24 protein-coding genes and 1 pseudogene are annotated in these 21,431 nt (G+C 37.1%); 13 read left to right on the forward strand and 12 right to left on the reverse strand.

Annotated elements, in window-relative coordinates; all coding sequences use genetic code 11:
* Positions 1 to 16 precede the first annotated feature (16 nt).
* Positions 17 to 631 carry a hypothetical protein gene (locus tag ED622_RS07165; RefSeq protein ID WP_122033230.1) on the reverse strand — a complete coding sequence of 205 codons (615 nt, stop codon included), beginning with the start codon at positions 629 to 631 and terminating at the stop codon, positions 17 to 19.
* A 193-nt stretch (positions 632 to 824) separates the two neighbouring features.
* Between ED622_RS07165 and ED622_RS07170 the strand changes: the two genes are divergently transcribed.
* Positions 825 to 1,031: a cold-shock protein gene (locus ED622_RS07170; protein ID WP_122033231.1), complete on the forward strand. Its 207-nt coding sequence runs from the start codon at positions 825 to 827 to the stop codon at positions 1,029 to 1,031.
* Between the two features lie 65 nt (positions 1,032 to 1,096).
* Here the strand turns inward: ED622_RS07170 and ED622_RS07175 are convergent, their stop codons facing one another.
* Positions 1,097 to 1,393 (reverse strand): YfcZ/YiiS family protein, encoded by a 297-nt coding sequence (locus ED622_RS07175; protein WP_122033232.1) that lies wholly within the window; start codon positions 1,391 to 1,393, stop codon positions 1,097 to 1,099.
* A gap of 462 nt (positions 1,394 to 1,855) precedes the next feature.
* Here ED622_RS07175 and ED622_RS07180 point away from each other — a divergent pair, with 462 nt between their 5' ends.
* The 9 genes from ED622_RS07180 to ED622_RS07220 all read left to right on the forward strand — a co-directional run bounded on the left by ED622_RS07180 (position 1,856) and on the right by ED622_RS07220 (position 11,881).
* A complete protein-coding gene (locus tag ED622_RS07180; protein WP_122033233.1) occupies positions 1,856 to 2,317 on the forward strand; it encodes a TetR/AcrR family transcriptional regulator in 462 nt (153 codons plus the stop codon).
* Positions 2,318 to 2,418: 101 nt separating this feature from the next.
* Positions 2,419 to 3,789 carry a TolC family protein gene (locus tag ED622_RS07185; RefSeq protein ID WP_122033234.1) on the forward strand — a complete coding sequence of 457 codons (1,371 nt, stop codon included), beginning with the start codon at positions 2,419 to 2,421 and terminating at the stop codon, positions 3,787 to 3,789.
* 1 nt (position 3,790) lies between these two features.
* Positions 3,791 to 4,771, forward strand: coding sequence for an HlyD family secretion protein (locus ED622_RS07190; protein WP_122033235.1), 981 nt, complete (start codon positions 3,791 to 3,793; stop codon positions 4,769 to 4,771).
* A 30-nt stretch (positions 4,772 to 4,801) separates the two neighbouring features.
* The gene (locus ED622_RS07195; RefSeq protein ID WP_122033236.1) at positions 4,802 to 5,917 is read left to right on the forward strand and encodes an ABC transporter permease; all 1,116 of its coding nucleotides are present in this window, start codon (positions 4,802 to 4,804) and stop codon (positions 5,915 to 5,917) included.
* Between the two features lie 3 nt (positions 5,918 to 5,920).
* Entirely contained in the window at positions 5,921 to 7,021 is a 1,101-nt protein-coding gene (locus tag ED622_RS07200; RefSeq protein WP_122033237.1) for an ABC transporter permease, read from the forward strand.
* Positions 7,022 to 7,140: 119 nt separating this feature from the next.
* Positions 7,141 to 7,416: an HlyU family transcriptional regulator gene (locus ED622_RS07205; RefSeq protein WP_122033238.1), complete on the forward strand. Its 276-nt coding sequence runs from the start codon at positions 7,141 to 7,143 to the stop codon at positions 7,414 to 7,416.
* 262 nt (positions 7,417 to 7,678) lie between these two features.
* Positions 7,679 to 9,235, forward strand: coding sequence for a Re/Si-specific NAD(P)(+) transhydrogenase subunit alpha (gene pntA, locus ED622_RS07210; RefSeq protein ID WP_122033239.1), 1,557 nt, complete (start codon positions 7,679 to 7,681; stop codon positions 9,233 to 9,235).
* 11 nt (positions 9,236 to 9,246) lie between these two features.
* Positions 9,247 to 10,623, forward strand: a complete 1,377-nt coding sequence (gene pntB / locus ED622_RS07215) for a Re/Si-specific NAD(P)(+) transhydrogenase subunit beta (protein ID WP_122033240.1) — start codon at positions 9,247 to 9,249, stop codon at positions 10,621 to 10,623.
* Between the two features lie 301 nt (positions 10,624 to 10,924).
* Positions 10,925 to 11,881 (forward strand): tyrosine-type recombinase/integrase, encoded by a 957-nt coding sequence (locus tag ED622_RS07220; protein WP_122033241.1) that lies wholly within the window; start codon positions 10,925 to 10,927, stop codon positions 11,879 to 11,881.
* Positions 11,882 to 12,028: 147 nt separating this feature from the next.
* On the opposite strand, the pseudogene ED622_RS07225 reads toward ED622_RS07220, so the two are convergent.
* Positions 12,029 to 12,325, reverse strand: a pseudogene (locus ED622_RS07225) (alkylphosphonate utilization protein); the annotation flags it as partial.
* A gap of 149 nt (positions 12,326 to 12,474) precedes the next feature.
* Here ED622_RS07225 and ED622_RS07230 point away from each other — a divergent pair.
* The 3 genes from ED622_RS07230 to ED622_RS07240 are packed head-to-tail and all read left to right on the forward strand — an operon-like array spanning position 12,475 to position 15,596.
* Positions 12,475 to 13,314 carry a hypothetical protein gene (locus ED622_RS07230; protein WP_122033242.1) on the forward strand — a complete coding sequence of 280 codons (840 nt, stop codon included), beginning with the start codon at positions 12,475 to 12,477 and terminating at the stop codon, positions 13,312 to 13,314.
* Positions 13,314 to 14,771, forward strand: a complete 1,458-nt coding sequence (locus ED622_RS07235) for a hypothetical protein (protein ID WP_122033243.1) — start codon at positions 13,314 to 13,316, stop codon at positions 14,769 to 14,771. The genes ED622_RS07230 and ED622_RS07235 overlap by 1 nt, the downstream gene beginning before the upstream one ends.
* A 60-nt stretch (positions 14,772 to 14,831) precedes the next feature.
* Positions 14,832 to 15,596, forward strand: a complete 765-nt coding sequence (locus ED622_RS07240) for an ion transporter (protein ID WP_122033244.1) — start codon at positions 14,832 to 14,834, stop codon at positions 15,594 to 15,596.
* 57 nt (positions 15,597 to 15,653) lie between these two features.
* Here the strand turns inward: ED622_RS07240 and ED622_RS07245 are convergent, their stop codons facing one another.
* From ED622_RS07245 to ED622_RS07285, 9 genes are all read right to left on the reverse strand, one after another.
* A complete protein-coding gene (locus tag ED622_RS07245; RefSeq protein ID WP_122033245.1) occupies positions 15,654 to 16,871 on the reverse strand; it encodes a tyrosine-type recombinase/integrase in 1,218 nt (405 codons plus the stop codon).
* Positions 16,853 to 17,035: a hypothetical protein gene (locus ED622_RS07250; protein ID WP_122033246.1), complete on the reverse strand. Its 183-nt coding sequence runs from the start codon at positions 17,033 to 17,035 to the stop codon at positions 16,853 to 16,855. The genes ED622_RS07245 and ED622_RS07250 overlap by 19 nt, the downstream gene beginning before the upstream one ends.
* Before the next feature lie 182 nt (positions 17,036 to 17,217).
* A complete protein-coding gene (locus ED622_RS07255; protein WP_122033247.1) occupies positions 17,218 to 17,601 on the reverse strand; it encodes a hypothetical protein in 384 nt (127 codons plus the stop codon).
* Entirely contained in the window at positions 17,589 to 18,260 is a 672-nt protein-coding gene (locus ED622_RS07260; RefSeq protein WP_122033248.1) for a DUF2786 domain-containing protein, read from the reverse strand. The genes ED622_RS07255 and ED622_RS07260 overlap by 13 nt, the downstream gene beginning before the upstream one ends.
* Positions 18,257 to 18,496, reverse strand: coding sequence for a hypothetical protein (locus ED622_RS07265; protein ID WP_122033249.1), 240 nt, complete (start codon positions 18,494 to 18,496; stop codon positions 18,257 to 18,259). The genes ED622_RS07260 and ED622_RS07265 overlap by 4 nt, the downstream gene beginning before the upstream one ends.
* A gap of 171 nt (positions 18,497 to 18,667) precedes the next feature.
* Entirely contained in the window at positions 18,668 to 18,925 is a 258-nt protein-coding gene (locus ED622_RS07270; protein ID WP_060990846.1) for a hypothetical protein, read from the reverse strand.
* Between the two features lie 152 nt (positions 18,926 to 19,077).
* Positions 19,078 to 20,208, reverse strand: a complete 1,131-nt coding sequence (locus ED622_RS07275) for a hypothetical protein (protein WP_122033250.1) — start codon at positions 20,206 to 20,208, stop codon at positions 19,078 to 19,080.
* Positions 20,201 to 20,755, reverse strand: a complete 555-nt coding sequence (locus ED622_RS07280) for a DUF4365 domain-containing protein (protein ID WP_122033251.1) — start codon at positions 20,753 to 20,755, stop codon at positions 20,201 to 20,203. Before ED622_RS07280 ends, ED622_RS07275 begins: the two co-directional genes overlap by 8 nt.
* A 10-nt stretch (positions 20,756 to 20,765) precedes the next feature.
* Complete coding sequence (locus ED622_RS07285; RefSeq protein ID WP_122033252.1) at positions 20,766 to 21,422, reverse strand: LexA family transcriptional regulator; 657 nt, start codon at positions 21,420 to 21,422, stop codon at positions 20,766 to 20,768.
* Between the last annotated feature and the right edge of the window lie 9 nt (positions 21,423 to 21,431).

Genomic DNA, 21,431 nt, shown 5'->3' on the forward strand with positions numbered 1-21,431 from the left:
GTCTTCTATTGTAATGCTACTTAAAAATATAACCATCAACTTTTATGGTTTCTGGAAATTCAGTGATTTGTTGTCCACCAAGATAGATATTCCCCTTGACGACTAAGTCAGTGGGTAGGGTAGTGATTTGAGAGTAACCAAGATAAAGGTTCCCTTTTACGACTAATTGTTTTGGCAAATTAGCTAAAGGGGTTCGAATAACACTTAAATCGCCATTTACCGTTAATCGTTGAGGAAGCTCTGTTAAGCCTGAACCTGCAAAATTGATAAAACCTGCCACTTTAATACCACGAGTATATCGCTTGAGTTGGGTTGTTCCAGCCAGATTTAAATAGCCTTTTACTTGCGTCCCTCTGGGAATGTTCTTAATCTTCGTATTAGCTAAATTGAGATCACCATTGACGATTAAGCCCTTGGGTAACTTTTTGATGTAACTGTTGGCAAGATTTACATTGCCTTTAAGTTCAAGATTATCAGGGAGCTCTGTGTAATTTGTATGTCGTAAATTGATATTTCCATAGCTATCAATATGATTTATTAAGCGATGTTTATTAAGCATTTCAGCCATTAAAGGTGAAGAAGTAAGGCTTGCTACCATTAGTAAGGCCAAAGAAATGTGCGATTTAGACATAATATAGACAACATAAAGTTAGTGACTTACTTTGTTATCGACTATAAATGAAATATGTTTAATTTCAAATCAGTGATATAAGTCTTGTTTTTCAGTTTTTTTTATTAAAACACATTTGGTATAGTGAAATCCGGTATTCAAATACCGCAGCGATAAATAGAATCGCGAGTAATTCAAACATTAAGGAGACGTAATGTCTAAAGCGACTGGTACTGTAAAATGGTTTAACGAAGAGAAAGGTTTTGGTTTCATCGCACAAGAAAACGGACCTGACGTGTTTGCTCACTTCAGCGCGATTCAATCAGACGGTTTCAAAACGTTGAAAGAAGGCCAAGCAGTAACTTTTGATGTTGAGCAAGGTCCTAAAGGCCCTCAAGCAAGCAATATCCAAGCTGCTTAGTACCAAGAATATTAATAAAAAGGCTCTCAATGTGAGAGCCTTTTTTCTTTGTTATCTATAACTGATTATTTTCTAAGAGAGCGGGTCTTTAATTCGTAAATCAGTTTTTCTGCACTACAAGAGAATTTTAAGCGTGCATGAAGTTCTTTTTCATCGTTAGCCAGCTCAATATTGTGCTCAACGTCTTCGCATACTTCTTTTGCTAGAGATAGGTAATTAGCAAATTCTGCTTCTAACTGTGCTTTATTATTAGCGAAGATGCTTACTTCAGCAACATCATCACCTTCTTTAATCACAAAACCCATTTCTGCACTACAGCCACATGAATCACATGGTACATTTTGCTCAACTTCAGAAGTCATCGTTTGTTTCCTCATAATAGTTATCTATGGGGTATACTATGCTTGTTCATATTAGAAAACTAGTATTTATAACAGGCATATGCAAAAACTTTCCGTAGTAACAAATTATTAAGAATTCCACAACAGTATTACAACTTGGGACTAAGACCTCAAAATATGAACCTTTATGACAAATCTTTGTCAGAATTCAGAGCAGTGTATTGTAATTCCGTACTGTATAATACAGAATACTGACTGAACATAGGGCAGGGTTAAGCAGCAAACAGATATTTCGTTAAAAATGTGATTCTTATACTTGAGAATGCTTTAACGGCTAGATTGCGATAATATGTTTAACGTGCAAAATATCATAAAAAAATTATACAAATGGACTTGAATCCTATAAATTAGCTTAATTAAATCATTTAGTTAATTTTTACGATTAATTTCTTAATGGACTAACTACATTAGAAGAGTTTTATTATGCCAAAAAGAAGTAAAGAAGATACTGAAATCACCATCCAGAAGATCATGGATGCGGTTATTGATCAACTATTACGCTTAGGCTATGACAAAATGTCATACACGACATTAAGCCAACAGACTGGTGTATCTAGAACAGGTATCAGCCACCACTTTCCAAAGAAAACTGACTTTACTGCTGCTTTAGATGGTCGTATTTTCCGTCTATTTGCTGAACGTCTTGAAATGCAAGGTGATAAACAAGCATTTATTGATAGCTGGATTTCTTCTTTAGAAGACGAGCAATTCCGTGCAATTCTACGTCTTTTATTCCACCATATCGTTACTTCTGCAAATGCACATGAATTTGCTCATAATGGCATTGAGCGTTTATACGGAATGGTTGAAGACCTATATGGCGAAGAAAGCCGTAAAGATCTTGAATGGCTAATTGGCCTTTCTCTAATTCGTATGTCTAAGTAATTATATTATTTAGTATGAAAGCTTATCGGTATTACTATCGATAAGCTTTTTTTTTGCATTCAAAACCAATTAGAGCTTATACTCTAGCTATTGGAGGGGTTATGCTAAAAATTACACGTCTATCTGCTTTATTAACCACATTTATGTCTCTGTCTGTTTGCGCTAAATCAGTAGATTTCGATAGTGCATGGAAAAATGTACTCAATAATCATAATGGTATTGCCGCTGAGCGTATGAATGTTCAACGTCAAGAGTCATTAGCTTCAGGCACTTCTGATCTTAATTTACCTTCAGTTACACTAAGTGCAAATTATACGTATCTTGATGATGATGTAACGGTTTCAGCTAGTCAGCTATTAGATAGTACTGGTGCATCTTTGCCACCATTGCCGATACCACTACCTAATTTAACTTCTACATTAACCGAACGTGATATTTTTACCAGTTCAATTCGTGCTATCTGGCCTATATTTACAGGTGGACGAATTTCTGCTGCTGAAAATGCCGCTGAAGGAAAAACAGACGAAGCACGCAGTAAACTGAAAATGAAACAACAAGCCTCTTATGAAGATCTAGCTAAATACTATTTTAGTGTTGTTCTCGCTAATGAAGTAGTTAAAACCTATAGCGAAGTAGAACAAGGATTAGCAAAACACAGAGACAATGCTATTAAACTGCAGCAACAAGGGCAGATCGCCAAAGTTGAACGCCTTCAAGCCGATGCATCGTACGATAAGGCACGAGTAGATTTACGTAAAGCGCAGCAAGATTCTGATATTGCGAAAGCTGCATTAGCGAGTATGTTGCAATCAAAAGAAACCATTACCCCTGAGACTGAACTTTTTACTAATCCTTCTTTACCTCAGCTAAGTGCTTTCATAGATAACACATTAAATACTTACCCTGGTCTTGATTTATTAGACGCTAAAGAGCGCCAAGCAAGCAGTTTAATTAAAGCAGAAAAAGGACGTTATTATCCTGAAGTTTATTTATATGGTAACTACAATCTATATGAGGGAGACAGTTTATCTGCAGAAATAGCCCCTGATTGGATGGTGGGGATTGGTGTAAATGTGCCTCTGATTGATAATAAAGGCCGTTCAGATAAAGTCGTCGCTGCACATAATGCGATTCAGCAAGTTCAATATTTGAAAAAACAAGCTCAACAAGATCTCGCATTATTGGTAGAAAAAACGTATCGAGAAGCGCTTCAAGCCATCGATGAATATGAAGGATTAGCTTCAAGTCTAGAGCTCGCGTCAGAGAATGTATTACTGCGTGAAAAAGCGTTTAAACAAGGTTTATCTACATCATTAGATGTGGTCGATGCTGAGTTGTATTTGGCTAGTATTAAAACTCAACGTTCTTTAGCGTCTTTTAACTATGTAATCTCACTCGTTAAATTACTGGCATTAAGCGATCAAACAGATACGTTTGTTCAATACCAACTTCAAGCAAGAGAAGGAAAATAATATGAGTCAGTTAAAAAAAGTTATCGGCTCTCTTGCCGTTGTTAGTGTGGTTAGCTGGGTTGGTTATAGTTTTTGGGCAGCGTATCAACCTCGCCCTGAATTACTTCAAGGTCAAATAGAGGCTGAACAATATAATATATCCTCAAAGGTTCCAGGACGTATTGAAAATGTATTTGTAAAAAAAGGGGATATAATAGAAAAAGGCCAACCTGTTTTTTCATTATATAGTCCTGAGATAGAAGCTAAACTAGCACAAGCTAAAGCTGGAGAAGCTGCTGCAAGTGCATTAGCCGATCAAGCAGAACAAGGTGCTCGAACTCAACAAGTTGCCGCAGCAAAAGATCAATGGCGCAAAGCTAAAGCAGCCAGTCAGTTACTTGAGAAAACGTATGCCCGTGTTAATAACCTTTATAAAGACGGCGTTGTTGCAGAGCAGAAAAAAGATGAGACGTACACTCAATGGCAAGCGGCGAAATACACTGAAAGTGCTGCATACCAAATGTATCAAATGGCTAAAGAGGGTGCTCGCTCAGAAACCAAACGTGCTGCTAATGAAAAAGTAAAAATGGCGATGGGCTCAGTTGCTGAGGTTGAAGCCTATGTTGCCGATACAAAAATCAATAGTTGGTACAATGGTGAAGTATCACAAGTCATGCTTAATGCCGGTGAAATTGCGCCTCAAGGTTTTCCTGTTGTTAGCGTAATAGACATAAAACAAGCGTGGGCAGTGTTCCATGTTCGTGAAGATAAATTAAAAGCGTATAAGAAAAATCAGACAATTGATGTTTACTTGCCTGCACTCGATCAAACCGTTCCATTTACGATCACGCATATTGCGGTAATGGGTGATTATGCAACGTGGCGAGCAACCGATAACAGTCAGGGATTTGATCTAAAAACCTTTGAGGTTGAAGCTCATCCAGTGAACGACATTCCGAATCTACGCGTAGGCATGAGTGCCGTAGTAAGAATAGATAAATAATGTACATCACTTGGCTATAGTTGGATCGTTATGAAAATGTTTTGGCGCTCTTATTGTTCAAATCCTTGGTTAATAGCGGTTACCTTTGCTTTACCTTTGGTATTATCTCTCATTATTTGGTGGGTATTTTCAGCCTCTGTCGTGCGAGAACTGCCTATTGATGTGGTGGATCTTGATCAGTCTAGTTTATCAAGAATGATCATTCGTGATTATGATGCAACGCCGACGCTTGCTGTACGATTTATTCAACCTAATAATGAGATTGCAAATCAAGCATTAAAACGTGGTGACAACTATGGCTATATCGTTATCCCAAGTTACTTTGAGCGCGATGTCTTACTTGGTAAGAGCCCTCAAGTCTCTGGTTTTTATAACGGACAATTCATTCTAATTGCTAAACAAATTAACTCCGCGTTAATGCAAACAGATATGACGACTCAAGCTAAATTATCGACCGTAAAAGCACTGAGCACTAAAGAGACCGCATGGACTCAAGCAATTAACTCTGCAGTGCCTATTAACGTTCAGATCACTCCCTTGTTTAATCTTGGTAGTAATTACAATCAATTCTTGGTTTCTGCTGTTTTACCTGCAATTTGGCAAATGGCGATCATTGTTGGCATGATCTGGGCAATGAAGAATGAAATGGTTCGCTCAAATAATCACGATTTAAGAACATGGTTTGATTCACAAAGCATCAAGCAAATACTTCAATTTATCTCAGTTTATTTTGTGGTGGCGATGGTATTAGGTTGTCTGCTTTTTTACTTTTTATATGGTATTTTACGCTTCCCATTCGATGGCCAAATTTCATCCTTTTTATTAACGATGAGCGTGATGGTACTCGCATGCATCAGCTTAGGTTGTGCAATAGGCTATGCGACGAATGATATTGTCAGAGCAATGAGTATTTCAGGTGCTTACACGGCGCCAAGTTTTGCCTTTCTTGGTGTGACTTTTCCTGTTTCTGATATGAATGGCCTTGCCACATTCTGGCACTCTATTTTACCAGCAAGCCATTTTGTACGATCTCAAATAGAACAAGCTAATTATGGTTATACTTTTATACAAACCACACCAAATTTAGGTGCGTTATTGTTATTTACATTACCATTATTGTTGCTTATGGCCCGTTTAAGGAAGTAGCTAATGTCATTAATATCTATCATAAAAAATGAAGCAAAGGCTATTTTTACTAACAGCACTATTTTAATGGCGATGATAGGAGGTGTATTATTTTACGCCTTTTTATATCCACTTCCTTATCTACAGCAAAGTCCTGAAGAGCAAAAAATTACGGTTGTTGATCTAAATAAATCTGATTTAAGTCGTCGTTTTATTCGTATGGTTAACGCATCACAGCAAGTCGATGTAGTTGAACAAGCAGAGAGTGTAACTGAAGCTAAGCAGCAGTTCCTTGATAACACCGTTAGTGGATTTCTGGTTATCCCATATCAATTTTCAAAAAACCTACAACTTGGACAAGCACCAACAGTTGCATACGCAGGTGATGCCTCTTATTTCTTAATTTACGGCACTATTGTTGAAGGCTTAATGAAGGCGGGTGGCACCATTGCAGCGCAATATCGTATCGCTCATATGGCCATAGATGGAGTACCTATTAATGCAGCGATAAATACATTTCAGCCGTTTAAGTCAAATTACATTCCAGTGTTTAATCACAATATGGGTTACGTGCAATATGTCGTGCCTGCCGTCTTTGTGCTTATCTTACAACAAACGTTGTTAATGGCTGTCGGGGTGAGACAAAAAGCAACTAAAATAAGCGAAAATTCAGCAACTCAGCTAGTGGTGCGATTTGGAATATTCTTACTATCAGAATTAGTGTTGGCCTGTTTCTATTTTGGTTATGTTTTTGATTTTTATCACATAGGACGCTTCTCAAATCCTATTGATTTAATCACCTTACTCGTTCCTTTTATATCTGCGGTGATCTTACTCGGCATGTTATTAGCTCGATGGTTTCCAACCCCTGAAAGCATTTTGTTAGTCGTTTTATTTAGTTCAATGCCAATTGTTTTTAGTGCTGGTTTTATCTGGCCAACCGAACTTATTCCAACGGTACTTACCGATGTTATGCATTTACTGCCAAGTGGTTTTGCTATTAATGGTTTTCTTACATTGAATCAGCAAGGCGCAGAATTAAACAGGGTCTTATCTAATATGCTAGGGCTTTATGGCTTATGCTTAATATACGGCTTATGTTTATTTATAAGTAAACGAAAATAGAATATTAATTCCCCTTTGTGCTCTTGGTGATACTAAACCGGTTGCACAATCTCAAGAGTCACTACTTCACGATAGGGCTTTTGAGGTATAATTAGTCTTATTTCAAAAAGGAAAATGAAATGGGACTTTTTTCACGTCTATTTGGCTCTTCCCCTAAACAAGAACCAGTCATCGAACCAATCGAATACAAATCCTTTCTTATCTACCCAAACTCTGAGCGAGATGGAAGTCAGTTTCGTATCGCAGGTAAAATAACAAAAGAGATTAATGGCGAACTCAAAGAGCATCGCTTTATTCGATCTGATGTTATTTCATTGAAGAGTGATGCTGACGAATTGATGGTAAGAAAATCAAAAATGTTGATTGATCAAATGGCTGAATCAATTTTTAAATAAATGTAAATTAATTGATATAGATTACGGCAGCATTGGTTTTACGCTCTATACTTATTGTTTAAAATCAATCAGTAACGCTAAGTGGTTTGACCTCTATTTTATAATCATCATTATGTTGTTTATTTACCAAATAGGGGTGAGAATAAGCTGACATTTATTTTTTGTAATAAAATGATGTCGTTTTATTACAAAATACTTGAATTAGTATCTTATGTTCGATACAACAAAGGTATCAATTCAAGCCAATAGTAAAGGAATAACTATGCAAGTTGGTGTACCTAGAGAAGTACTCGCGGGAGAGACCCGTGTTGCTGCCACTCCAAAAACAGTTGAGCAGCTATTAAAACTCGGTTTTACCGTCGCTGTAGAATCTAAAGCCGGTATCTTAGCCAGTTTTGATGACTCCGCATTTGAAAAAGCAGGCGCTACCATTGTTTCTGCCGATGATGTTTGGAAATCAGAACTTATCCTCAAAGTAAATGCGCCTCAAGTTAACGCCGAAACCGGTGTTGATGAATTTGAGCTGCTTCAAGATGGCGCAAGTTTAGTTAGCTTTATTTGGCCAGCTCAAAATGAAGAATTACTAGCTAAATTAGCCACAAAAAATATCAATGTTCTGGCGATGGATTCTGTTCCTCGTATTTCACGCGCCCAAGCATTAGATGCATTAAGCTCAATGGCAAACATTGCAGGTTATCGTGCTGTTGTAGAAGCGGCCCATGAATTTGGTCGTTTCTTCACAGGTCAAATTACGGCTGCGGGTAAAGTTCCACCAGCGAAAGTACTTGTTGCGGGTGCGGGTGTTGCTGGTCTTGCTGCTATTGGTGCCGCGGGTAGCCTTGGTGCTATTGTTCGTGCATTCGATGTTCGTCCAGAAGTAAAAGAACAAGTCCAATCAATGGGTGCAGAATTCCTTGAAGTTGATTTCAAAGAAAACTCTGGTTCTGGTGATGGCTACGCAAAAGAAATGTCTGATGAGTTCAACAAAAAAGCAGAAGAGTTGTATGCTGCTCAAGCTAAAGATGTTGATATCATTATTACAACTGCACTTATCCCTGGTCGTCCTGCACCAAAGCTGATTACTAAAGCAATGGTTGATAGCATGCAAGCGGGTAGTGTGATTGTTGATTTGGCGGCTGCTAATGGCGGTAACTGTGAATACACAGTAAAAGATCAAGTTATCACAACAGACAATGGCGTAAAAATTGTGGGTTATACAGATATGGTTGGTCGTCTTCCAACTCAATCATCACAACTTTACGGCACAAACTTAGTTAACCTTCTTAAGCTTCTATGCAAAGAGAAAGACGGCAACATAAACATCGATTTTGAAGACGTTGTTCTTCGCGGTGTAACCGTTGTTAAAGAAGGTGAAGTCACATGGCCTGCGCCACCAATTCAAGTTTCAGCTCAACCTCAAGCAAAAGCAGCACCAAAAGCTAAGGTCGCTCCGAAAGTTGAAGAGCCTATGTCTCCAGTTAAAAAGTTCGGAATGATCGGTGCTGGTATTGCCGCTTTTGGTTGGGTGGCATCTGTTGCTCCTGCTGAATTCTTAGCACACTTTACTGTTTTCGTTCTTGCCTGTGTTGTTGGTTATTATGTGGTATGGAATGTAAGTCATTCATTACATACTCCGTTAATGTCAGTAACGAATGCCATTTCAGGGATCATCATTGTGGGTGCATTGCTGCAAGTTGGACAGGGTAGTGCCATTGTTTCATTTTTAGCATTTATTGCAGTTCTAATCGCGAGTATTAATATATTTGGCGGTTTTGCTGTAACTAAGCGTATGCTTGAAATGTTCCGTAAAGATAAGTAAGGGGTAGGATAATGTCAGCAGGATTAGTTCAAGCAGCATATATTGTATCTGCCGTTTTATTTATTATGAGTTTAGCCGGTTTGTCTAAACAAGAAACCGCTCGTTCTGGTAACTACTACGGAATGACAGGTATGGCCATCGCACTGATCGCGACCATCTTTGGTCCTGACTCTGCAGGTACAAGTTGGATCATCGTTGCTATGGCAATCGGTGCTGCAATTGGTATCTTCTATGCAAAGAAAGTTGAAATGACTGAAATGCCTGAACTTGTGGCAATTCTTCACAGCTTTGTTGGTATGGCAGCAGTATTAGTTGGTTATAACAGCTATATCGATCACGGTGAATTAACTGGCGCGCTACTAAATATCCATTTAGTAGAAGTGTTCTTGGGTGTCTTCATTGGTGCCGTTACATTTACGGGTTCACTTGTTGCGTTTGGTAAATTGCGTGGTGTGATTAGTTCATCAGCACTTCAATTACCACATCGCCACAAGCTAAACCTATTAGCGTTAGTTGCTTCTGCCGCTCTTCTTTACTATTTTGTTAGTGTTGAAGGCAGCATGTTTGCAATTATCTTAGTAACACTAATTGCTTTCGCATTTGGTTACCATTTGGTTGCTTCAATCGGTGGCGCTGATATGCCAGTGGTTGTTTCAATGTTGAATTCATATTCTGGTTGGGCAGCAGCAGCAGCAGGTTTCATGCTATCAAATGATCTTCTGATTGTGACTGGTGCGTTAGTTGGTTCTTCAGGCGCGATCCTTTCTTACATCATGTGTAAAGCAATGAACCGTTCTTTCATCAGTGTTATTGCTGGTGGTTTCGGTCAAGATGTTGTTGCATCATCTGGTGATGAAGAGCAAGGTGAACACCGTGAAACAACGGCTGAAGAAGTAGCAGAAATGCTTAAAGACTCTAAGTCAGTAGTTATCACTCCAGGGTACGGCATGGCAGTAGCTCAAGCTCAATATCCAGTTTACGAAATTACTGAAAAACTGCGAGCACAGGGCATTAACGTTCGTTTTGGTATTCACCCAGTTGCGGGTCGTCTACCAGGCCACATGAACGTACTGCTTGCTGAAGCAAAAGTACCGTATGATATCGTTCTTGAAATGGACGAAATTAATGATGACTTATCTGAAACAGATACGGTTCTAGTGATTGGTGCAAACGATACAGTTAACCCTGCAGCGATGGAAGATCCAAATAGTCCAATCGCAGGTATGCCAGTTCTTGAAGTCTGGAATGCGAAAAACGTAATCGTATTTAAACGCTCTATGAACACAGGTTATGCTGGTGTTCAAAACCCATTGTTCTTTAAAGAAAACACTGAAATGCTTTTTGGTGACGCTAAAGAAACATGTGTTGAGATCAGTAAACATCTTTAGTTAAACGTGTTTATTAAATAGATTAAACCGAGTATTTAGTACTCGGTTTTTTTTCATCTATTTTCCAATAGTAGTAATACTGATTACAGTCTTCTTAAAATCTCTTCTTTGTTATATATAATCTACTAACTCTTATTTTAGACAGTGACAACAATCAGCATAAAACAGATCTTCATGGTGTATTTATCATCAATATCCACTTAAAGGATCCAAAATGGATCTCTACTTATTAAAATGTACCTTTGGAAAAGTAGAGAATGATCATATACTAGGGACAGAGTAATAAATAAGTTGTAAATCAATGAGTAGTGACGGCGTAACACTTTTAAGTAATGATATTTCAGTAGGACTAACCATGCCTAAAGTGAGTAGCTTAAATGCAGCTCAGGCATATTTGTTATCTCTAAACTCTGAAAATAGCCGATCAACGATGAGATCAAATTTAAATAAGATCGCGCATCTTCTTGGATCTTTTAATTTAAACAACTGCCCATGGCATCAGATAAATCGTGATTACGTACTTGGTGTTATTGAGGCATTAAAATCTGAAAAATTAGAATCGGCAACCATCAATACGTACATAGCGGCAATCAAAGGTGTGGCTCAAGAACTATGGTTATCGAAAAAAATCACGACTGAAAACTACCAATTAATAAAGCACATTAAACAAATGAAAGGCTCTCGATTAGCTAAAGGCCGCGCTTTATCCAGCAATGAGATCCAATTGTTGTTTTCTTCTTGTAATGACCAAACCATAAAAGGCATTAGAGATAGTGCTATTTTAGGTGTGTTATTAGGCTGTGGTTTAAGACGTTCAGAAATTGTGGATTGTTCTGTTGGTAGCTTTAATGCAGAAGAAGGGTCATTGCGAGTACTCGGAAAAGGTAATAAAGAGCGTATGTGCTATTTACCTCAACAGTCTTTAACGTTATTAGATTTATGGCTAACCACCGTCAGTGGCGATAATGAGCGAGCTCTGTTTACCCGTATAAGACGTTTTGATGCAGTAACCGATGATAAACTGACCTCACAAGCTATCTTGCATATACTGAATGAAAGACGAAAACAGGCTGGGGTAAATGCATTTTCTCCGCATGATTGCCGAAGAACTTTTGCTTCTATGTTGTTAGATAATGGCGAGGATATCTCTACCGTAAAAGATGCGATGGGGCACGCTAGTATCATTACCACACAAAAATACGATAAGCGTGGATTTGAACGTTTGAAGAAAGCGAGTAATAACTTAAGCTTTATGTGAATAAATAATCACAGTAGTTAGAAAATCTTCGGGATTATAATTTAATTTTTGCATTCTTACTCAAAATAGTGAATACCAAAAACGTTCAGACATAAAAAAAGACGCAATTAAGCGTCTTTTTTAGTCTGTAGATTATTAAGTAACGAATTACTTTTTACGACAGAACTCTGCGATTACATACATAGATTGACCGCCGTTAGCTTTACCAGAAACTAGACGAGGATCGTCGCCAAGGCTGATGCCACGGATAACGGTGCCTTGTTTAATTACTTGGTTAGTACCTTTAACTGGAAGGTCTTTAGTAACCGTTACGTCGTCGCCTTTTTTAAGTTCAACGCCGTTGATGTCACGTGGTTTTTCGCCGTCAGAAAGAAGTGCTTTCTCAGCCCATTCTTTAACGTCTTCTTCAACGTACATCATATCTAGAGTGTTCTGTAAATATGTATATAAAAGCTTTAATTTCATATAGTTAGTCTGATGTATTTTTAGTATGGGGCATAAATGGGACATTTAATGAGTAAAAGCTACAATACGTCGTTCTAATATGGTATTCTATAAATTAAATATTGTTCATATTAGAGTGAGTTATCAGCATGTTAAAAAATGATTTACGTAAAGAAGCATTAGCAAAACTAGAATCAGCAGAAAAACAGTACAAACCTCATGCTAAACAGCTAGAAACTAACTCAGTTAAATTATATGAAACTCGCCAACAAAGCAGTACTGATACATTAGTTGCTGTTGAAAACTATATAAACACATTAGCTAACTCACCTAAAGAATTCGATAAGGCCTTCTACATATTCCAAGCAGATATTAAAGAATTTAAAAATAAAATCATTGAATTAAATGCTGAATATGAGAAATCAAATATAGGTAAAGCAGGAGCTGGTGGTGCAATGGCAGGCGCAGGTGTAGCAGCTTTTGCTCCTACTGCGGCTATGGCAGTAGCAACTACATTCGGTACAGCTTCAACAGGAACTGCTATATCAGCACTTGGTGGAGCTGCGGCAACAAACGCTGCACTTGCATGGTTAGGTGGCGGTGCACTTGTTGCTGGTGGCGGAGGTATGGCTGCTGGAAATACTTTACTAGCATTAGCGGGACCAATTGGTTGGGGAATTGGTGCAGTTAGCTTAGCTGGTGCCAGTTTATTTAAACGTAGTAAAAACCAAGAAATTGCAGATAAAGCTGAAAAAGAAATCAAAAAGATACGTTCAGAAATATCGAAACTTAAAACATTAAACGCAAAAGTTGATGCTTGTACAAAGCTAACAGAGCAGCATTCGTTAGGTTGTTTAGAACTTTGCTGTTTATTGAGAAAAGAGGCCCCTAGCAATTATCTTGAATTTAATAATGAACATAAACAGAAGCTTGGCGCTCTGATAAATCATATAACTGCGTTATCAACAATGATTAAAGATCGTATTTAATGGCTGTTAATAATAAAAATAGTGCAGTACAGGACCAGGTATTAGCTGCACTTACACAGCAGATGGAAGATGTCCGTCTGCAAGCTATGAATAGCGCACTGAATGACCAAGACAAAGCATTAGCGTTGGCTCTTGAGCAAATTGAAGCAGTAAAAGAAGAATTAAAAGATCCAACAAACTTTCTAGGCCGAATGGACACGAAGCATGGAGAAGTTGCTGAAAAAATAGAAATTGCGATTCGAAATGCAAGAGAGGCACTAAACCAAGATGTAACATCTGCAACTGATTTTAGTGCTACTTTTGATGGTGTAGGTAGAACAGCTCCAGAAGATTACCTTATTGACGGAATCGAAGTTCAATCGAAATTCATTAACGGAATAAACAATAATCTAAAACATGTACTTGATCATATGGAAAAATATGATCAATTTGGTAGAGATGGTTCTTATTACCACATACCAAAAGATACACATGAGCAAATACAAAAAATTATTGATGGTGAATCAGTTGAAGGCATAAAGTCATCAACAATTGAGGCCGTAAAAGAAAAAGTTCGACAAATAGAAGAATTATCAGGTAAACCTTTCACCGATGTAGTACAAGCTGGTGAGTCAACATACGATGAAGTTCAATTATATAAAGCGGATGGGACGCTTGATGAACACTCCGAGGAATTAAAATCAGACAATCAAGATAAGCTTGAAGATATTAAAGCTGATGACTCTTATAAAGCTAGTTTAGAAGAGGCAGGGAAAGCTGCCTTGGCGGGTGCAGCTGTTGGGGCTGGAATCAGTTTTGTATCTTGTGTTTATCAGAAACATAAGAATGGTAAGAACTTATTTAAAGGGGAATTTACCAAATCTGATTGGAAAGAACTTGGTATAGATACTGGAAAAGCAGCTCTAATTGGAGGTGTGTCTGGTGGTGTTCTTTATGGTTTAACTAATTATGCTGGCATGGCGGCACCTTTCGCCGGTGCTGTTGTAACTGCCGCAAAAAGTATGGCTAGTTTATCTCTTCAGTATAAAGAGGGAAAACTTACACTTGATGAATTTATTGATTTAAGCTTCGTTAGCTGTGGTGAATCAGCAACAGTTGGCTTAGCATCTATGATTGGTCAAACACTCATCCCAATTCCAATTGTTGGTTCTTTAATTGGTTCAATGACAGGTAAGTTCTGTATTGATTTATTGAAATCATCCGATAAAAAGGTGCTTGATGCATTCAATAAAAGAATAAACGAGTTTACGGATAATTTGAATGCTCAAGAAAAGAAGATGCTTCATGAGATAGAAACTAGATATATTCATTTAGCCAATATAACAACAGCAGCTTTCAATTTTGAAAATAATGAAACATTACTAAACTTGAGTGTACAACTTGCTCGTGAGCATAATGTACCAGAAGAATTGATAATTAAATCTACATCAGAACTAGATGATTTCATGATGATGTAAATTAAATATTGTTTAGTGATTAACTGAATTATCTATCAAATACAAAATAAGAATATAATTATGGAAAAAGTTTTCGATAAACTTAAATGTTCAAAAATATTTAATATAATGGTTGTAATGTCTATATTAGCTACAGCGATTATTGATGGTGCGCAAACTTACGATTTACCTATAGATATATATACATCAATTATTTTAATCGATAATGTAATTATTATTTGGTTTGTACTTGAGATGATAATCAGAATATTTAGCTTTGAAAATAAGTTAGATTTTTTCAGAAGTCCCTGGAATTGCATTGATGCTGTAATAATTGCTTTTTGTTTATTACCATCAAGTGCTATGGGTAACATATTGATATTTAGAATTATTCGGGTATTCAGAGTGCTGCGCTTACTCGTAATTATACCAAAGTTAAGAGTTTTGTTTTCGTCATTAACAAAATCTATTCCTCAATTGTCGTATGTTGGGGTAATGATGTTTATTATTTTCTATGTTTTTGCAGCTTTTGGTAGTCATTACTTTAGTCAAATCAATGAAGAGCTATGGGGTAATATTGGTATTAGTATGTTAACCCTATTTAGAGTTATGACATTTGAAGATTGGACTGATGTGATGTATGAAGTTATGGAGGTTTATAGTATTGGGTGGTTATACTTTATTATCTTTATTTTTCTTACAGCATTTGCTTTTCTTAATATGGTAATAGCAATTCTATCTAATGGTCTCTCTGAAGAGTCTCACCCAAATACAGATGATGATTTAACTGTGATTAAAAATCAATTAAGTGACATTCAATCTAAGTTAGAACAAATCAATAAATAATATTTGGGTTTAATGCAAAGATAGAATAAATAAAGGCATATTTAATAGAATTAAAAATTACTTATGCCTCTTCTCTAAAGCCTTCCAAGCTTTATCGCTCTCTTTCTGGTTCGGATTATTCATCCACTTACCATAAACCTGAGCGATCATAAGAAAATTAGCATGGCCCATCTGTTCTGCTAGATAGGCCATGTTTACTCCAGCTGAAAGCATCCATGAAGCGTAAGTATGACGGAACTGGTAAACGGTTCTGTACTTAATACCGGCACGAAGAGAAATACTTTGCCACATTTTATTAGTAACAGTCTTACCCAAGTAATCATACGGACGATTTGAGTAAATGCCTGTAATCGCATGAGGACTAAACACAAACCTTAATGACTCTATTCGATTTGTCTTATCCGCTAACTCTACTGGATGTTCTTTCGCTTCATAATGCCCGGTTAATTTAAATTGAGCTTCAAGAGCATCAAAAGCAGGGGGTAGAATATCAACCGTTCTTTCTTTATCTGTTTTAGTCGTCTTTAAGCCTCGTTTATCAAAAGTAGAGCGACGAATAAGCATTGTACGTTCTTCAAAATTAATATCCTCCCAAGAAAGCGCACACATCTCACCAGTTCGTAAGCCAGAATAAGCAAGCAGAGTAATAATATTTTTATGTTGATCTTGAAGGCACGCATCAATTGCCATCTTAAATTCAGCAATCGTAAACGGTTCAATTTCACGCTCAGGAACTTTTACATTAGACAAAAACTCCAGATAATTACGGTCTAGATATTCCATTGCGTGTAACCAGGTAAAGAACGTTCGTACTGTACTTAAATAAGTATTAGCAGTTTTAGCTGTACGACCTTGAATCAATAACGTCCTAACCTCTGAAATGCTACGAGGGTTAATTGTTTCACTGCTACGTTCTTTTCCATAAAGCTCAGAGAAGATATTTAGCATTGAAACATACTTATCAAAAGTAGAACGACGAATTTGTTGTTCTTTAACTTTAAGATATTGATTAATTAAGCTAACAATAGGTTTATGAGAAGGCTTACCAATAGTAACATTTGAATCAGGGAAGTGATGAGAGTAGTTAAAACTTCCAGCTAACACTTCGTACTTGATAGCACCGAGCTTACTTTTTGCAAACTTAATATTTTGCTTAGTAGGCTCAAGCTTTAATGATTCTCTCCGTCTAGAACCTTTGTAAGTAAACGAAATTCGAAGATACTTACCGTGAAGCTCAACGCCTCGTGGTAGTTTATTTATTGAATTCGATGCCATCTGTCCCATTCCTCTGAGTCTACCATCCAAGAACCGCCTACCTTTTTGATAATTGTTGTAGGGTAGACTCCAGCGTTTGCTTTTTCACGAAGCGTTTTTGCACTAATGCCTATTAGATCAGAGGCCTTCTTTAATGCGATTAATTTAATTGTTGAAGTTGTCATTGCACTTTGTCCTTATAATTTATACCAGTGGTCAATTGGCTAGATAAGGTGGCACTAGATTAACTAATGCCGTGATAAAAAGGTGATTAGCTGTATTCAGCTATAAAATTAAGATGCATCGTTGTTTTTAATGCAGTAACACACATAAAAAATCAAACAGCCAATGCCATAAATCGCTAAACTCATTGTGAAGCCTCCTTGCTTGGTTCAAATATTCGTACACGGTTAATTGTATGGAAACAGTTGCTATCACCTTTAAAAAGGCCGCCTTCTTTCAACTTGGCGCAACCTTGTGGTAATTGCTCACCACACATTTCACACGTACCAAGATCATCTTCAATCTTTGGTATTTCGGAATAAACCCGATGAATTAATGATTGGAGAGCTTCTTCGTTGCTATACGCTTTATCAGGAAAGGCGAAGAACTCACAAATCTTGCTTAACTTGTTTTGCTCAACAGTGTGTAAAGGAACGCGAAGATCAATCACACCGTGTTTCTTTTTGTTGTTACGTAACTTTTGAGCGCGTTTACGATTCTGCTCTTTGATTTTGTCTATTGAAGGCATAGTCTTTCACCTTCTGAACCATGTATTGGCGTGTTTACGTGAATGTTTTTACCATCATGAGAGCCAGTAAGGTAATCGGAGATAGAACCGCCTTTACGCTGTCTTGATTTAGCTTTTTTCTCACTGTATGAACCAATGTGTTTACGATAATTTGTAATGCGCTCTTTCTCTTCTGGTGGTAACTCTTCAACATCTAAGTTACGTACAACAGAATTTACCCAGCCGTCACAATAACAATCTGCTCGCTTTGTTTTATTCTGTTTAGAAGTGCGAGGGTGGATAGTAGCCAAGAACGCTTTACGAGCCAGTTTCAATTGACGAAAAAGCACATCAAATGCATAAGCAGACATCATGGCCGTGTCTTTTCTACCTATAAATTTAAAATTATTTCCATGATACGAATACTGAAGAAGCACCTCACACTTAAACGAGCTGGCGATACTTGTCCCAAGATTTACAGCGTAAGCAACTGGCTTTTTCTGGATCTTAGAAGCGGTGGTGGTGGCTCCCATTTCAATGAAGTTAATATCATCTTCAGAAAGGCCATATTTACGCATTAATTTATGAGCCATTGCCAAAGCGGTTGCAGCTTCGTTTGGGTTGCCTGATTTGCCAAGCTCAAAACACTTTTTGATTTTTTCTAAATGACGTGGATTCATGCTGCTTTACCTTTCTTTGTTGGCTTCTTAATTGGCTTAAGAAGATTTCGAGCTTTTGCTAAGCATGAATCAAACACTCGGCCTTTGGTGAAAGTACAAGTGGTGCGATAGAAACGAAGAACTTCTTGAATGCCTCGGTTAATATCAGACGTTTCATAGCCGTCAGTTTGTAAAGCGGCATGTATATGTTTGCCAATAAACGCTTCTTGGCTGTTTTGATAAGTTAATAGACTCATTACACATTTCCCTTTGGGTGAAACCCAGCAATCAGCATAAGTACTTGTAATTGGTGGTCAGCCAGTTATATACTGATTGCGAGTTGAAAGACTCATTGCACAAAGTTAGCCCTTATTGGTTTGGTCACTAATAGGGGTTTTCTTCTATCTGGTATTTAGTAAATCCCCACATCAATAACTCAATCTGCTATTAATATTCTCAGCGGTGATTTGTAGCTTCTCAATTTTCGAGATTAGCTCATCACTTACTTCTGCTGTGAATGTCTCCAACAGCGACTTCGCCTCAACTTCAAAAGCCTTAAACTCATCGCGGATAGGGTGGTTTTGTGCTGTCTGGCTTACAGCAATATTGCCTAAAGTAATACTCTGGCGAACTTGCTCAGCCGTAGAGGCAAGCTTTGATAAATGGATTAACGAAAGCGTTTTCATATTTAGTCTCGTGTTTGAAGTTGAATTGATAATACACAGAATGTGTATTTACTGTCAAACACGAAATGTGTATTTCGTAATTAAAAATCATGAATAGGAAATTTAGATATAAAAAAACCGCCACGAGGGCGGTTATATATGAGTTTTGAGCATTATGAAAATAGTGCTATGTTTTTACCTTTTTCAGAGCAAATAGATGTGATATCTAAAAGACTATAATGATGCTTAGATGCAGTCTTTTCTACCCATGCCGTTGCGTTAATGGTAACGGGTTGCTGAATATTTTCGCCAAGCGTTGTCATTAACCGTTGCGCTATATCAAGATCTATTTCAGCGTCACAAGTTCGTTCTGCACCTTCAATTTGAATTTTAAGCTGAATTAAAGCGAACTCTGATTTAATCTCAAGTCTTTTTAGAAGAGCATTTACTGAATTTAACGGTATTTCTTTACTTGAGTTAAATTTTTCTTTGAGTTTTTGTACTTTCGCTCTGTGTTTACGAGTAAAGACTAAATGATTGCTTTTTATTTGAGGTGCTGGCTCTGATTTATCCCAATCAAAACTACATTCAATAATTTCAACATCTGTACCAAATAAATCTACAAAATGTGAACAAATATTTTGATTTAAGCCTTTCCTAATTAAGTTAGCAGTGGATAATGTATCAACATCTTCGATATTGTATAGCTCATTAAAAGCGACTGCTAATTTAGAGTTAACATAACGTTGTAATGACTCTGGTTGATCTAGCCCATCAGTTTGAGTTAAATCAATATCCAAATTATAGATAAATGAACCGCCAGTAGGTAGTACAGTATTTACACTACTGAGATATGTTTCTACTACTTCAGACTTATTTGGTTGGTTCTTTTTCTTATCTTTTTTACTATCAATTACAATGAATGCTTTGGCTGCTGATTTTATAATAGAGTAAATTGCAGACTCAATTTTATGATTTGTTCGGAAGTTTATTCTACCATGTTCAATTGCTTCACCAGCAGCTCGGATATGTATGTGATCTGATGGAGGCATTAAAAGGTTTAGTAGATCATCTACAGTTATGTTTAGAATATCAGCTAAATCCCTTGAGGCTTCAATAAGTGTTTTTTCTGCTCTAGGGTGTGAAAAACCTTGTTCTGTTTGTGTAGGTAGTTGAATTGATTCATTTAATGTATCATTGACCCATAGAGTTAAAATCTCAGAAGAGACTTCATTGCTTAATGTCCAATTATGACTATATAAATATTTGGTTAAACGTGAATATAACTCAGAAGACTTAAGCATAGTTACCCCCACAATTTTCGATCGGAAGATTATTTGCGACTCTTTTCATCATCCATATTAATGCTTCAGGTGTTAACCTTTGATTGGTCGGTACTTTAATTTGCTTGCTTCCTGTTGTCAATTCAGGCTCATTCATTAAGCTATACCAGTAGCAACCAAACCTTACCTCAGTGCTTAATGTATTGCTATGAATCCAGTCCTCTTGATTATCAGGTACTGGATTAACGACTAAGATTGAATGATAGACAGAATCCGTTAAAGGATCATAGTTTTTCTTTTCTAATTGATAAGTGATAGTGTCATTTTTAAAGCCTAAATCGTGACGTGAAAACTGGAAGCATTTTAATTGGACATCAAGTTTAGGGCGTTTTCTAACGCAATCGACATAATCTTTACCGTAAAATGTGATATCAATACCTACGTTATCTATAATAGTTGTACTGACATTTGTCCCACTAGCAGCAGCCAGCGCATAAACATGACTTAAACTTACAAGTTCTTTTGAATGCGAGACCGCAGTGCCCCCTGGCCCCCGTTGACTACTCAATGATTACCCCTTAAAACAATTTAAGTTTAGCATCTACAACAACACCAACTATTTTACAGTTTCCATTAACAGGAAGAATAGGGAAGTCATTATTTAATGGTTTTAGAAAGCGTCGACCACTGTCGATAACTAACTTTTTAAATGTAGCCTCGTTAACATCATCTAACTTAGCAACTACAAGCTTTCCGTTCTCAGCTTCTACACTAGGATCAATTAGAATCATTGTATCTGGTGGAAAGCTCACACCATTAGCAGACATCATTGATTCACCTTCAACTTTTAGCCAGAAACTACAATCACTTACACGCTCAGTAGTTTCAATAAAAGTATCTATTTCATCAATGGTATAAGGCTCGCACGCTTCTTTCCACATACCAGCCTGAACAGAACTAATTACAGGATAGCTTGCTTTTGAAGATGGTGGGGTCACTTTAATTGCAGATGTATTTGCTAATTCAGATGAATCAAACAGTATTTGATAAGGAGCAATATTTAAATGTTCTGCTAAAGCTTCAGCATCATCTAAGTTTATGCTTCTTACTCCTGCCTCATAGTTACCCACACGCGAAGCTCCCCAACCGCATAACTCGGCTAAGGTTTTTTGGCTAATGCCTTTAATTTCACGGAAATGCTTTAAGCGTTTTCCGACTTCTTGTTTTTTATTCATATTATTAAA

It is taken from the genome of Aliivibrio sp. EL58 (assembly GCF_900312675.1).
Lineage (GTDB): Bacteria > Pseudomonadota > Gammaproteobacteria > Enterobacterales > Vibrionaceae > Aliivibrio.

What these genes read in the sequence shown, in the direction of transcription:
- ED622_RS07165 (WP_122033230.1), bottom strand. Translation starts at nt 631, where the DNA reads ATGTCTAAATCGCACATTTCTTTGGCCTTACTAATGGTAGCAAGCCTT.
- ED622_RS07170 (WP_122033231.1), top strand. Translation starts at nt 825, where the DNA reads ATGTCTAAAGCGACTGGTACTGTAAAATGGTTTAACGAAGAGAAAGGT.
- ED622_RS07175 (WP_122033232.1), bottom strand. Translation starts at nt 1,393, where the DNA reads ATGACTTCTGAAGTTGAGCAAAATGTACCATGTGATTCATGTGGCTGT.
- ED622_RS07180 (WP_122033233.1), top strand. Translation starts at nt 1,856, where the DNA reads ATGCCAAAAAGAAGTAAAGAAGATACTGAAATCACCATCCAGAAGATC.
- ED622_RS07185 (WP_122033234.1), top strand. Translation starts at nt 2,419, where the DNA reads ATGCTAAAAATTACACGTCTATCTGCTTTATTAACCACATTTATGTCT.
- ED622_RS07190 (WP_122033235.1), top strand. Translation starts at nt 3,791, where the DNA reads ATGAGTCAGTTAAAAAAAGTTATCGGCTCTCTTGCCGTTGTTAGTGTG.
- ED622_RS07195 (WP_122033236.1), top strand. Translation starts at nt 4,802, where the DNA reads ATGAAAATGTTTTGGCGCTCTTATTGTTCAAATCCTTGGTTAATAGCG.
- ED622_RS07200 (WP_122033237.1), top strand. Translation starts at nt 5,921, where the DNA reads ATGTCATTAATATCTATCATAAAAAATGAAGCAAAGGCTATTTTTACT.
- ED622_RS07205 (WP_122033238.1), top strand. Translation starts at nt 7,141, where the DNA reads ATGGGACTTTTTTCACGTCTATTTGGCTCTTCCCCTAAACAAGAACCA.
- pntA (WP_122033239.1), top strand. Translation starts at nt 7,679, where the DNA reads ATGCAAGTTGGTGTACCTAGAGAAGTACTCGCGGGAGAGACCCGTGTT.
- pntB (WP_122033240.1), top strand. Translation starts at nt 9,247, where the DNA reads ATGTCAGCAGGATTAGTTCAAGCAGCATATATTGTATCTGCCGTTTTA.
- ED622_RS07220 (WP_122033241.1), top strand. Translation starts at nt 10,925, where the DNA reads ATGAGTAGTGACGGCGTAACACTTTTAAGTAATGATATTTCAGTAGGA.
- ED622_RS07230 (WP_122033242.1), top strand. Translation starts at nt 12,475, where the DNA reads ATGTTAAAAAATGATTTACGTAAAGAAGCATTAGCAAAACTAGAATCA.
- ED622_RS07235 (WP_122033243.1), top strand. Translation starts at nt 13,314, where the DNA reads ATGGCTGTTAATAATAAAAATAGTGCAGTACAGGACCAGGTATTAGCT.
- ED622_RS07240 (WP_122033244.1), top strand. Translation starts at nt 14,832, where the DNA reads ATGGAAAAAGTTTTCGATAAACTTAAATGTTCAAAAATATTTAATATA.
- ED622_RS07245 (WP_122033245.1), bottom strand. Translation starts at nt 16,871, where the DNA reads ATGGCATCGAATTCAATAAATAAACTACCACGAGGCGTTGAGCTTCAC.
- ED622_RS07250 (WP_122033246.1), bottom strand. Translation starts at nt 17,035, where the DNA reads ATGACAACTTCAACAATTAAATTAATCGCATTAAAGAAGGCCTCTGAT.
- ED622_RS07255 (WP_122033247.1), bottom strand. Translation starts at nt 17,601, where the DNA reads ATGCCTTCAATAGACAAAATCAAAGAGCAGAATCGTAAACGCGCTCAA.
- ED622_RS07260 (WP_122033248.1), bottom strand. Translation starts at nt 18,260, where the DNA reads ATGAATCCACGTCATTTAGAAAAAATCAAAAAGTGTTTTGAGCTTGGC.
- ED622_RS07265 (WP_122033249.1), bottom strand. Translation starts at nt 18,496, where the DNA reads ATGAGTCTATTAACTTATCAAAACAGCCAAGAAGCGTTTATTGGCAAA.
- ED622_RS07270 (WP_060990846.1), bottom strand. Translation starts at nt 18,925, where the DNA reads ATGAAAACGCTTTCGTTAATCCATTTATCAAAGCTTGCCTCTACGGCT.
- ED622_RS07275 (WP_122033250.1), bottom strand. Translation starts at nt 20,208, where the DNA reads ATGCTTAAGTCTTCTGAGTTATATTCACGTTTAACCAAATATTTATAT.
- ED622_RS07285 (WP_122033252.1), bottom strand. Translation starts at nt 21,422, where the DNA reads ATGAATAAAAAACAAGAAGTCGGAAAACGCTTAAAGCATTTCCGTGAA.